The sequence below is a fragment of the Enterobacter cloacae complex sp. IR5450 genome, assembly GCF_049238665.1.
Lineage (GTDB): Bacteria > Pseudomonadota > Gammaproteobacteria > Enterobacterales > Enterobacteriaceae > Enterobacter > Enterobacter hormaechei_C.
Genome location: NZ_JBMKIC010000045.1, coordinates 16,600 through 27,830, shown reverse-complemented (window position 1 = coordinate 27,830; position 11,231 = coordinate 16,600). Strand labels below are relative to the sequence as shown.

The window sequence follows — 11,231 nt, the reverse complement described above, 5'->3', positions numbered from 1 at the left end:
ATCTGATGGAAATGGAAGCCACGCAAGCACCTTAAAATCACCATCATACACTAAATCAGTAAGTTGGCAGCATTACCAGAAAAATAAGCACAGGTTAACTATTAAGACGGGTAACGTTCACCGTAAATATAACAATCAAGGATATGACTGTTCCGGTGTGACCATATCAGAATGAGACTCTGATGAAGGCTGCGTGATTTGCTGCACTATCGTAACCAGTTGTTCAAAAACAGCTCTCATTTGCGTCGGGTAGGTTAAAGACAACCAGGTTGCCAGCACTGTTCCAGCCAAAAAGCCCAACTTCATACACCATCCCTAATAAATTCAGCGAGATACAAGCTTTAACGTATGTGTGGTGCCGGGTGCCTCCCGGTGAGTCGTTGGTCAGCCACCTTGACCCGCTACTGATTGCCTAAGCTACATGTGCTGTTTAGCCCCTCCGCACAGGGGGATTCACCACGCGAGAAAAATAACACAGTGCCCCGGCTGGTTTAGGGGATATTTCGTTTAAAAATAAATAATGACCATACAAATTTAATCTATAACTGTTTTCAGGAACCCTTCTACACTTTAAGCGGATATATCAGTAATAAGATTAATATAAGTCAGTTTTATTACGTCCCTAAATGCTGGGCTATTTACTTAGCCTTCACACGTTTTTGCCATTAGCAGAGGAGTCTGAAATATGGCATTCGTAACAACAAAAGATGGTGTCAGTATTTATTACAAAGACTGGGGTCCGAAGGATGCGCAGCCGATCGTTTTCCATCACGGCTGGCCGCTGAGCGCCGATGACTGGGATAACCAGATGCTCTTTTTCCTTGCAGAAGGCTTCCGCGTCATCGCCCTCGACCGTCGTGGTCATGGTCGTTCCGATCAGGTAAGTGAAGGTCATGATATGGATCATTATGCCTCCGACGCATCGGCCGTGGTCGAAAGCCTTGATTTGCGTAATGCAGTGCACGTCGGCCACTCCACCGGCGGGGGCCAGGTCGCCAGGTACGTTGCGAAGTACGGCCAGCCTCAGGGGCGAGTGGCCAAAGCGGTACTGGTCAGCGCCGTTCCTCCGCTGATGGTAAAATCAGACACGAACCCCGGCGGAATGCCCATTGAGGTGTTTGACGGCTTCCGCCAGGCGCTGGCCGCTAACCGCGCCCAGTTTTACCTCGACGTCGCCAGCGGTCCTTTCTATGGATTTAACCGAGACGGAGCAGAGGTTTCGCAGGGCACAATTCAGAACTGGTGGCGTCAGGGAATGATCGGTAGCGCCAAAGCCCACTATGAAGGCATTAAGGCGTTTTCAGAGACCGACCAGACGGACGATCTTAAAGCCATTACGGTTCCCGTCCTTGTGTTGCAGGGTGATGACGATCAGGTCGTCCCCTATAAAAATGCCGCCCTTCTACAGGATAAGCTGCTCGCAAACAGCGAACTCAAAATTTATCCAGGCTTCCCGCATGGGATGCATACCACGCATGCAGATACCATAAACGCCGATATACTGACATTTATTCGCTCATAAAGACGATGATTATCCATAATACAACCGGGCATCACGCCCGGTTTTGTATTGCGGCAAGAATTGAGCAACCATTTCAGGAAGAAACGCCTACAGGAGTTTGATTTTTACTTCGTACCCCTCGAGGCCCGTCATGGCCTCACGAGCGATAAACTCTATTTCAGAAACTTCCTGCCCTGTTTTTTTTCGTAACTCTGCAATTTTTTTGGCTATAAGCGCTGAAATCTCTTCCTCTGCCTTTTGTGTCAGTGCGTCAACTTTCATCTTTACCTCTTACGACCGTTAACTGTATCCATTCTCTAAATGGTTTTAACCATAACCCTTTGTAAAGCGTAGACTATCTGCGTTACGTATGCTGCATTAACCTTAAGATGAGCAGCATGATGGAGTCGTCACATTTAAACATGCATTTATGTTGCATTATTTGAACAAGCTGTTATTGTCCCAAAGCCTTAGAGCACATAAACATAAGAAAAGTTTTGACTTAAACTCGCCCCGCATCAGGGGCATTTTTTTGGCTGTCTGTAAACAAAAAACCCGCCAGAAGCGGGTTTTTGTGGTATTCGAGAAAATTATTTAAAGACTTCTGCGACGGCCTGGAAGTTAGGGCCATGCTCGCGGGCAGCGATAATGACGTAGTATTTCCCGCCCTTCTCGTCTGCCAGTTTTGAGAGTTTTTGATGAAGATCTGAAGGTGAAGAAATTTGTCCACCTGAAGCCCCTACAGATACATTACCAAGGTATTCAAGTTTGAAGTGGTGCGCTTCATCCTTGGAAATCATATCTGCCGCAGATGCGCCGAAGCTTGCTACTGTTAAAGCCAATACACTCCCTAATAGTGCTTTTTTCATATCATTCCTCCTGTTGATGAATCTATATATTTAACATTAGCACCAAATATGTAAATGATCCGTATCAATATTGTAGAAGAATTGAGCATCACGACCAGCCATCACTGACCTGAACGGCGGGTGCAGCAGTTTCATCTACTATACTGACCCTTGTAGTGAGCATTTATCTGTCCGGTTGCGCCTGAAGCAACCGAAACTTACCTGTACCATGACCATCAGGAGAACAATATGCACACGAGTAAAACCCTGAAAAGGCTGCTAGCCGTATCAGCAGTTGCAGCAATGTTCAGCACCGTTGGCGTACAAGCCCAGACGACAAGCGCCGCACAAACTCAAATTGCGGGCAAGGCTCAACCGGACGCCAGACTCAGCTCCGGTGACGAGAAAGCGTTGAAGGACATGGCGCAGGCCAATATCAACGAAGTCGCCGCCGCCAGGCTCGCCCTGGACAAGGCCCAAAGCAGTGAAGTGAAAACATTCGCTCAGAAAACGGTCGACGATCACGGCGCTGCGCTGACCAAAGTCCAGACCGTTGCCCAGAAAAAGGGCGTGGAGCTGCCGACCGAACCAGATGCCGCGCATAAAGCCCTGAACTCAAGGCTGGAAAACCAGCGTGGTGACGCTTTTGACAAAATGTATATGGAATATGCTGGCGTGAAGGACCACGAGAAGGTGCTGTCGAAGCTTAAGAGCGACGCCAGTAAAATCGACGATCCGGATGTGAAGGCTCTGGCCAACGAGCACACGCCGGTCGTTGAGCAGCATCTGAAGTCCGCCGAGCAGATGTCAACCCACTCCGGCGCATCAGCCGATAAATAACGCGTCGGTAAAACGACAATTGCAAAACAAAGTGGGGCCCGCAGGCCCCACGCTTATTTCCCCTTCCTGATGAATTATTCCGGCAAGGCGTAGACCACCACCTGATCGCCCACCTGATCCTTCAGGATCGTATTCCCGCCTGCCACGAAGGCCACATACTGGCGACCTTTATATTCATAGACTGACGGGTTCGCTACTGCCGGCGCTTCTGCCTGATCGGACCACAGCTCTTCACCGCTCTCGACCGAGTAGGCACGCACTTTGGCATCCATTGAAGCACCGATGAAGATCACGCCGCCCGCCGTCACCGCCGGGCCACCAATGGTAGGTGAACCCCAGCTCTCCGGCATGAAGAAGCCATACTGCTGGGAGGCGCCAACCGGACGACGCCATTTCACATCGCCCGTATGCATGTCCAGCGCCACGATTTCGCCAAACGGCGGCTGCCAGCACGGCATGCCCAGCCAGTTGCTCGCCACCAGCAGACGCATACCGTACGGGGCGCCTTCCTGTGGGGCAAAGCCGCTTTCGTTACCGGAGTCTTTGTCTGCGTTATCGTAATCTTCGCGGCTGTAGAGCTTCACGTACTGGACGATATGCGAGGTGTTGACGATGGCGATCTGTTTTTGCGGATCGAACGCCACCCCACCCCACTGTACGCCGCCCGCGCTATCAGGATAGGTTAGCGTGCCTTCGCCCTTTGTGGTCGGCGGAGTATACATTCCCTCATAGGTCAGGTTATCCCACAGACGGGAGCACTGGCCGCCACCGACGATATCCGCCAGCTTCCAGATTTCCGGTTTTTTCGACTGGTCGAGCAGCGGCGCGGGTTTGGTCGGGAACGGCTGCGTGGGCGAGAGAACTTCACCCTGAACCGAACCATCACCCTGCGGAACCGGACGTTCTTCGATTGGCCATACGTCCTCCCCCGTCAGGCGGTTAACCACGAACAGGAAACCCTGCTTGGTGGCCTGAATCAGCGCCGGGATCTGCTTGCCGTCTACGGTGATGTCCATCAGCGTCGGGGCGGAGTTAATATCGTAATCCCAGACGTCGTGGTGTACCCATTGACGGGACCAGACCACTTTACCGGTGTTGATGTCCAGCGCGGTGGTCGAGGTGCCAAGCGGAATAGCGTCCACGCGGTTGCCGCCCCAATAGTTGGGAGATGGCGATGAAACCGGGAGATAGACCAGCCCGTTGGCCTCATCGGCGGACATGTGCGTCCAGACGTTGGCGGTACCGGTACGCTTGCGAATCTCTGCCGGGATCGCCTCAAAGGTCCATTCAAGCTTACCGGTCTGGGCGTTGACTGAAAATACGGTGCCCGGAGGGGCTTCGGCATAGGCCCAGTCCTTCCCGGCCCAGCCCACCAACAGATGGTTGCCGACAACGGTTGGCGGTTGCAGGACAGAGAGCGGATACTTCGCGTTAACGGTATTCCACTGGTTCAGATCCAACACGCCGTTATTCGCAAAGCCGCTGCAAGGTTTGCCTGAATCGGCGTCCAGCGCAAAGAGCTTGCCGTCAACGGTGCCCATATAAACCATCTTCTGGCATGCCTCTCCGCTCACCGGATTTTTGGCCTGCCAGTAGGAAACGCCGCGGTTTTTCAGCACTGGCTGGGTCAGCGCCTTGCGCGACGATTTCGTGTCATAATGCCACTTCTCTTTACCCGTACCCGGATCCAGCGCAATCAGGCGATCGAATGGCGTGCCAATGTAGAGCGTATCGTTGGCGAAAATGGGCGTTGCGGACCAGACGGTAGCTGGCGTATCGCCTTTACCATCCGAGACGTCGCCGGTATGGAATTCCCAGACTTTCGTTAATTTCCCGACATTATCCGCCGTAATTTGGGTCAGGGGGCTGTATTTCTGCGCGTTAAGCTGGCCGTGGAAGCTGTCCCAGGTGGGCGTGCCGGGCACCAGCGGCGTCGCGGGCTGGCTGGCCGAGGCGACTTTCTTTCCGTCACCGCTGCCAGTTGAGGCATCGTCGGTGGTTTTTGTGGTTCCGGGTGCCTGCTGATCGGCGGCATCAATGTTAAGCGATTCCTGGGTCCCCTGAGAGGCCTCAGTGGCCTTATCCTGCGCCTGTAGCGCGAGCGGAGCGACCAGCAGCGCCAGCGCCGTCATGCTGACTTTTATGAAGGGATAATGCTTATCGTTGTGCACGGGCGGCTCCTCAGCTTCTGACGCGATGGTTGTAACGGGCGGAATGGCTGCTCAGCATAATCAGACCTATCAGGCCGACCACCATGGCTGCCGTTATGATGTACTGGTGCAGCAGCGCGGCGGCAAAACCAATACCCGCCAACACCACCAGGGTGACAATAATCAGGAAAACGCGCGCCCCGCGACGCGATGCCGCGCGTAGCATAACGGTCAGGATCGCCAGCACTACGCTGGCAATGACCACGCCCAGTGCGCCAATGGTGCCAGTGACGCCGGTAAGCGGCGTCCACCAGGCGTATAGCGCCACCGCGAAGGCTATTATCGCGGTCAGCAGCAGCAACATGCTGCCGACCCGCGAGGATTGAGAATGCAACATACCAGGAATCCCCCTCTAAAAATGCAAAATTGACCATTATTAAGGCGTTTTCGTGGATATATGCCCCTGCTGCCCGCTGCTATTAAGGCAACGCGACGTGTGGAGCGGCTGCATATTTCACTAAACGTAACTGAGTATAGAAGAGGATTTTTTTATGGGGCGTTTAATAGCAGGCATACGACGCCTTGTGCCCCTTCGCCACCATAAAGATAGCGTTATGTTACAAGACAGTTCGAAAGCTACGAGCAGGTTACGTGATTGTCTATATCCTGTTTTTTAATTTGAGGCATGACGGGATAATTCTCCGCCCAATAAAATAATTAAATAAGTCCCCCTTCAATATGATGGCGCCTTATGGTACTTAATAAAACAGGGTATTTATTCTTTAATTAACAGACTTGCAGGCAGGGAAAGTCAGTCGTTATTTGTTCGTTAATTTAACAAATCCCCTTCTTAATTAACCGCCTGTTAAAGCATCGTCAAAGAATAACGATAGTTATTGCAGGCATACACATAAGGTTTACGGTATGCGAAATCAAACCCCTCCCACCCGTGGTGTAATGGCGCAGCAACGACTACAGGCAGATAAAAACTAAATAAGTCGTCGCTCCTCTAACAACGCGGTAAATATGATGAATAAAGCCACCACTCTCTCAGCTAATATTACAACACGCTCTAACTGGCACTGGCAGGATAACATCTGGACGCTGGGCCTCTACGGTACAGCCGTCGGGGCGGGAACGCTGTTCCTGCCCGTGGAAATCGGCACCCGTGGTCCGGTTATTTTCCTGGTCATGCTCCTGCTGGGGCTGCCGTTATCCCTGATCCCCCACTTACTCCTTTGTCGTGTGTATATGCGAGAAGAGAAGAATGAAAACGGCACGTTGCCGATCTTCGGCTCCTTCTTCAGCGGACGGGGTGAAAAGCTGATCACCCTGTTCTATTGTGTGACCTTCTTCCCGGTAACCCTGGTTTACGGGGTGGCGCTGATTAATGCGCTGAGTAATTTACTGGTGGAGCATCTGCATATTACCGCCCTCAGCCGTGGGCCATTGTCGTTTATCGTGGTTGCCGCACTTTATGTGGTGCTTAGCAAGGGCCGGGACAGAGTCGTGGCCATTATGAGCGCGCTGGCGCTGCCGTTCGCGGCATCTGTACTGCTGATCGCCGTATCACTTATCCCGGGATGGCATCTGTCTAACCTGACCGATACGGCCGCTGAAATGAACGCCACGCCGCTGCCGGTAACGCTGAAAAATATCTGGCTGACGCTGCCGCTTATTACCTTCTCGTTTTGCTGTGCGCCTATGGTCTCCCCGCTGAGCTCTTACTACCGGGAGAGGAAAGCGGAGGGCGAGAAAAAGGCACTGTTCGTGATCCGCATCGCCTATTTAGCCATCTTCGCCAGTATCCTCTTTTTCGTGCTGAGCTGCGTGCTGGGGATCCCGCATGACAACTTTGTACGGGCGAAGGCGGAAAACCTGAATGTGCTGTCCGTGATGAAAGGAAACGGTGATTTCAGCCTGATTTACCACATTGCCCCGCTCATCGCTATCATCGGTATGACGAAATCCTTTCTCGGCGTAGGCCTGTCGGTCGCACAAACGTTTGGTCAGCTGGCTGCCAGCGTATCCGGCAATAAGGCCAGCGCCAGCAAGCGGCTGGCCTCTCTGGCGCTGTTCCTGCTGACCTATGGCATTGTTTATGCCAATCCGGATGTGCTCAGCCTGATTGAAATGTTCTGCGGACCACTGATCGCGGTGATCCTGTTCCATATCCCTGCGTACCTCATATACACCCGCCCCTCGCTGGCGGAGCTTCGCGGCGTGACGGTGTTTCTGGTTGTTCTGGGCGGACTGGCAACGCTGTCTGCATTGCTCTGGACAATGCTTTAGCCTGAACGCCGTTTGACTGTACCCATATACAGTAGTATTTTACGTTCAGGCTGAATCACATGCGTAATATCCATAAGGTAAACAATCATGTTTGTGGAACTGGTTTATGACAAGCGAAACGTACAGGGGCTGGAGGGAGCCAGGGAAATCATCCTGACCGAGCTGACAAAACGCGTGCACCGGATTTTTCCTGATGCCAGCGTGACGGTTAAGCCAATGCAAGCGAACGGCCTGAACAGCGACGCCAGCAAAAGCGACCGTGAAAAGCTCAACCGCATGCTCGAGGAGATGTTCGAAGAGTCGGATATGTGGTTGATACAAGAGTAACCGGGCGCAAAGCCCGGCTCTGTTTTCAACTAACAATACCCCTGTGTATCCAGGCCGCGATTTTCCAGCATCGGTTCAATCTCAGAAGCATGCCCGCGCGACTTTTTCTCCCTGCCCTATACTTTCAGTCTGACTGACTGGAGGTTTCTATGTGTGGACGTTTTGCACAAGCCCAAACCCGTGAAGAATATCTGGCTTACCTGGCCGACGAAGGCGAACGCGATATCGCATATGACCCTGAACCCATTGGCCGCTACAACGTTGCGCCCGGTACCAAAGTGCTGCTGTTAAGCGAACGTGACGAACAACTGCACCTCGATCCGGTATTCTGGGGCTACGCGCCTGGATGGTGGGACAAAGCACCACTGATTAACGCGCGTGTAGAAACCGCAGCCACCAGCAGAATGTTTAAACCTCTTTGGCAGCATGGCCGGGCGATCTGCTTTGCCGATGGGTGGTTCGAATGGAAAAAGGAAGGCGACAAGAAACAGCCGTATTTTATTCATCGGGCCGACGGGCAGCCGATATTCATGGCGGCGATCGGCAGTACGCCGTTTGAGCGCGGCGATGAAGCCGAGGGATTTCTCATAGTGACCTCTGCTGCGGATAAAGGCCTCATTGATATACACGATCGACGGCCGCTGGTTCTGTCGCCAGAAGCAGCAAGAGAATGGATGCGACAGGATGTTGGCGGGAAAAAAGCGGAAGAGATCATTGCCGACGGTACAGTACCCGCCGACGAGTTTATTTGGCATGCTGTAACTCGCGCCGTGGGGAACGTGAAGAATCAGGGGGCGGAGTTAATCGAGGTGGCTCATAAAATGGAAAAATGAGCTGCATACCCATTATGACCAGGAAGCGATGCCGCTCGGCGTTAATCCTGGAGAACCGTTCATTCCCTTTCTTCAATCCAGTTCACAAGCTCCGCAAACTGAGTTTCTGAAAATACCGCAATACCATGCTCGGAGAGTAATGACGCTGCCACTCCCATACCCGATTTACGCTGATTACTGAAAGAACCGTTGTAGATAAACTGAGTTCCGCACGTTGGACTACCATCAGTTAACAAAGCAGCAGTACATCCTGCTTCTTGTGCTGCTCGCAGAGCCAGCCAGGCTGCAAGTTGATAATGCCCGGTAACATCTGTTCCGGTGTTTTCAATTATTCTGGCTTGTCCACGCATTACGTCTTTACCCTCAGCTGACATAATCTCAGCGGGTGGTCTCGGAACAGGTAGCCCCGCAGCCAACTCAGGGCAGTGGATCACCAGGCGCTGCTCCTGTTGCCAGCGAGCAAGTTGATGAGTCATCTGCGCTTTCTCTTTCCCGTTATAACGGACTTTAAGGCCCATCAGGCAGGCACTGACCAGTATTTTATTTATCATTGTTTAATAGTATTAAGATCCAAAACGCCTACGATTTTAACACCTTAACCCTTCTCATGAATTAAAGAATTTGACGTGGCAGCGTCTTTAGCTGGTACATAGCTGACGCTATGATCGGTGCCCTGTCCCGTGGAACTTTTTGAATAATGCCGGGTGATAATACGAAGGTGGCTGTCCTGTGACACGGCGGAACATCGTTGCGAAGGATGATGCATTATCGTATCCAAGAGTCAAGGCTACTTCATTTACGGGTTTTCCCGTTATCAACAATGCCAGCGCGCTAACCACGCATGCTCGTTGGCGCCAGACAGAAAATGACATGCCCATTTGCGTAAGGAAATGGCGACGAAAGGTGCTGTCGCTCATGAACAGCGCATTTGCCCAGCGCTCTGCTGGATCATGGATTGAGGGATTGAGTAAAAACGCCTGACAAAGAGCCAGTAGGGCCGGATGTCGCGGCAGCGGAATATCGAATTCGCGAACCGGCATAGCCGCCAGCTCCAATATCATCAGATTTATCAGTGCACGGTCACGCGTGCTTTCATACAGTGGCGGTAAATCCACTGACTCAAGCAATAGCTGACGTAATAATGGCGATACGCTAATAACTTCACAACGAGGATATTTTAAGAAGGCATACACGAAATCTGGTTCTATATACAGACTGCGAGTGGTCACGCCAACAAATTTGACGGCGTGCATAGTTTCGGGTGGGATCCAAACAGCATGTTGTGGAGGAACAATCCACTCTCCATCCTGGGTTATGACATGCATTAATCCGGTCGCGCCATATAGCAGCTGCGCGCGGCGATGTTTGTGCTGTGGCAGCATAAATCCCTGCACATAGTCATTGCCTATCGCTACCACTTCACGATCTAGCTGCTCGACCTCTTCAATCTTTACGTTGCGCACACCCGTCTCCTTATGACCGATTTACAAAGGTAATTGAGCGCGGCGCGAATGGGAAGCAGGATGCTACCGGTATAAGCTGCGAAATCATTTTCAGGTCGAGGGTATGATTTTGAGTGATATCGCAATCATTGCGCTGGCAGGCTTTACTACCGGTATTACCACCGTGCTTTTTGGCTTTGGCGGCGGCTTTGTCGTAGTACCATTCGTTTATCAACTAATGCTACGGCAGACCGAACTGGCACTAAACGCCATGCATATCGCGGTTGCTACCTCTACATCGGTGATGATATTTAACGCGGGCTGGGTCACCTATCGAAACTGGCGAGCTTGCGAGCTTTCATCGCAAATGTTATTCCCGTTACTATGGTTTATAGCCATTGGGGCTATCATGGGTTCCTGTCTGGCAGGAATATTTAGTGAGAGTGTTGTTCGCGCGCTGTTCATTTTCTACATGCTGGCAACAATCAGCGATTGTTTGTTGCGTAAGGGTTTTCTCGGAGGAAGTTCTCTGCGTCGCTTGTCATTTCCTGTAGTAACGGGCGGCGGAGTGACCATTGGTATGATAGCCGCATTGCTTGGCGTGGGCGGAAGCGTAATGACGGTACCCCTGTTACGGCGCCATGGTTATGCGATGCGTGAATGCATTAGTGCTTCTAATCCGCTTTCCCTGCCCGTCGCGCTATGTGGTGCCGTGACGTATGCAGTTATTGGCTGGCAAACTATTCCTGTGAATGGATTTCTCGGTTTTATCAACCTGAAAATTTTAGGTATGTTGGTACTAACAGGCTGGGCAGGAATAGTTTTTAGCCGTCGGGTTATACCTGCTGTACCTGATATTTGGCACGCACGAATCTATGTCATGCTGCTGTTCCTGGTGTTACTGGCGATGCTATTTCAGTAACCCTCTTTTAAGCGACTAATGGCCAGTAATTATACTTGTCTCAATGTACCTTTCAGACACAAAGCGGACCAAAGCG

The 11,231-nt window shown here is 51.8% G+C and carries 12 protein-coding genes; 6 read left to right on the top strand and 6 right to left on the bottom strand.

Annotated elements, in window-relative coordinates:
- Window positions 1-685 precede the first annotated feature (685 nt).
- Window positions 686-1,522, top strand: coding sequence for an alpha/beta fold hydrolase (locus ACOTYB_RS22475; protein WP_409249086.1), 837 nt, complete (start codon window positions 686-688; stop codon window positions 1,520-1,522).
- A gap of 87 nt (window positions 1,523-1,609) precedes the next feature.
- Here the strand turns inward: ACOTYB_RS22475 and ACOTYB_RS22470 are convergent, their stop codons facing one another.
- Both ACOTYB_RS22470 and ACOTYB_RS22465 read right to left on the bottom strand, forming a co-directional pair.
- Window positions 1,610-1,783, bottom strand: coding sequence for a GnsA/GnsB family addiction module toxin (locus ACOTYB_RS22470; protein WP_003857379.1), 174 nt, complete (start codon window positions 1,781-1,783; stop codon window positions 1,610-1,612).
- 308 nt (window positions 1,784-2,091) lie between these two features.
- Window positions 2,092-2,370, bottom strand: a complete 279-nt coding sequence (locus tag ACOTYB_RS22465) for a DUF1471 domain-containing protein (RefSeq protein ID WP_003857380.1) — start codon at window positions 2,368-2,370, stop codon at window positions 2,092-2,094.
- A 228-nt stretch (window positions 2,371-2,598) separates the two neighbouring features.
- Between ACOTYB_RS22465 and ACOTYB_RS22460 the strand changes: the two genes are divergently transcribed.
- Window positions 2,599-3,189, top strand: a complete 591-nt coding sequence (locus ACOTYB_RS22460; protein WP_409249087.1) for a DUF4142 domain-containing protein — start codon at window positions 2,599-2,601, stop codon at window positions 3,187-3,189.
- Between the two features lie 74 nt (window positions 3,190-3,263).
- Here the strand turns inward: ACOTYB_RS22460 and ACOTYB_RS22455 are convergent, their stop codons facing one another.
- Window positions 3,264-5,360: a pyrroloquinoline quinone-dependent dehydrogenase gene (locus tag ACOTYB_RS22455; protein WP_023314079.1), complete on the bottom strand. Its 2,097-nt coding sequence runs from the start codon at window positions 5,358-5,360 to the stop codon at window positions 3,264-3,266.
- Between the two features lie 10 nt (window positions 5,361-5,370).
- The gene (locus ACOTYB_RS22450; protein ID WP_022651139.1) at window positions 5,371-5,736 is read right to left on the bottom strand and encodes a hypothetical protein; all 366 of its coding nucleotides are present in this window, start codon (window positions 5,734-5,736) and stop codon (window positions 5,371-5,373) included.
- A 632-nt stretch (window positions 5,737-6,368) separates the two neighbouring features.
- On the opposite strand from ACOTYB_RS22450, the gene ACOTYB_RS22445 reads away from it, so the two are divergent.
- The 3 genes from ACOTYB_RS22445 to ACOTYB_RS22435 all read left to right on the top strand — a co-directional run bounded on the left by ACOTYB_RS22445 (window position 6,369) and on the right by ACOTYB_RS22435 (window position 8,791).
- Window positions 6,369-7,631: an amino acid permease gene (locus ACOTYB_RS22445; RefSeq protein ID WP_409249075.1), complete on the top strand. Its 1,263-nt coding sequence runs from the start codon at window positions 6,369-6,371 to the stop codon at window positions 7,629-7,631.
- Window positions 7,632-7,718: 87 nt separating this feature from the next.
- Window positions 7,719-7,958: a DinI family protein gene (locus ACOTYB_RS22440; RefSeq protein WP_045342839.1), complete on the top strand. Its 240-nt coding sequence runs from the start codon at window positions 7,719-7,721 to the stop codon at window positions 7,956-7,958.
- A gap of 149 nt (window positions 7,959-8,107) precedes the next feature.
- Entirely contained in the window at window positions 8,108-8,791 is a 684-nt protein-coding gene (locus ACOTYB_RS22435; protein WP_023324586.1) for an SOS response-associated peptidase, read from the top strand.
- A 59-nt stretch (window positions 8,792-8,850) separates the two neighbouring features.
- Here the strand turns inward: ACOTYB_RS22435 and ACOTYB_RS22430 are convergent, their stop codons facing one another.
- Window positions 8,851-9,342 (bottom strand): DUF523 domain-containing protein, encoded by a 492-nt coding sequence (locus ACOTYB_RS22430; RefSeq protein ID WP_003857394.1) that lies wholly within the window; start codon window positions 9,340-9,342, stop codon window positions 8,851-8,853.
- A 108-nt stretch (window positions 9,343-9,450) separates the two neighbouring features.
- The gene (locus ACOTYB_RS22425) at window positions 9,451-10,254 is read right to left on the bottom strand and encodes an AraC family transcriptional regulator (RefSeq protein WP_220153797.1); all 804 of its coding nucleotides are present in this window, start codon (window positions 10,252-10,254) and stop codon (window positions 9,451-9,453) included.
- A 109-nt stretch (window positions 10,255-10,363) separates the two neighbouring features.
- On the opposite strand from ACOTYB_RS22425, the gene ACOTYB_RS22420 reads away from it, so the two are divergent.
- Complete coding sequence (locus tag ACOTYB_RS22420) at window positions 10,364-11,155, top strand: sulfite exporter TauE/SafE family protein (protein WP_220153869.1); 792 nt, start codon at window positions 10,364-10,366, stop codon at window positions 11,153-11,155.
- The last annotated feature ends 76 nt before the right edge of the window (window positions 11,156-11,231 follow it).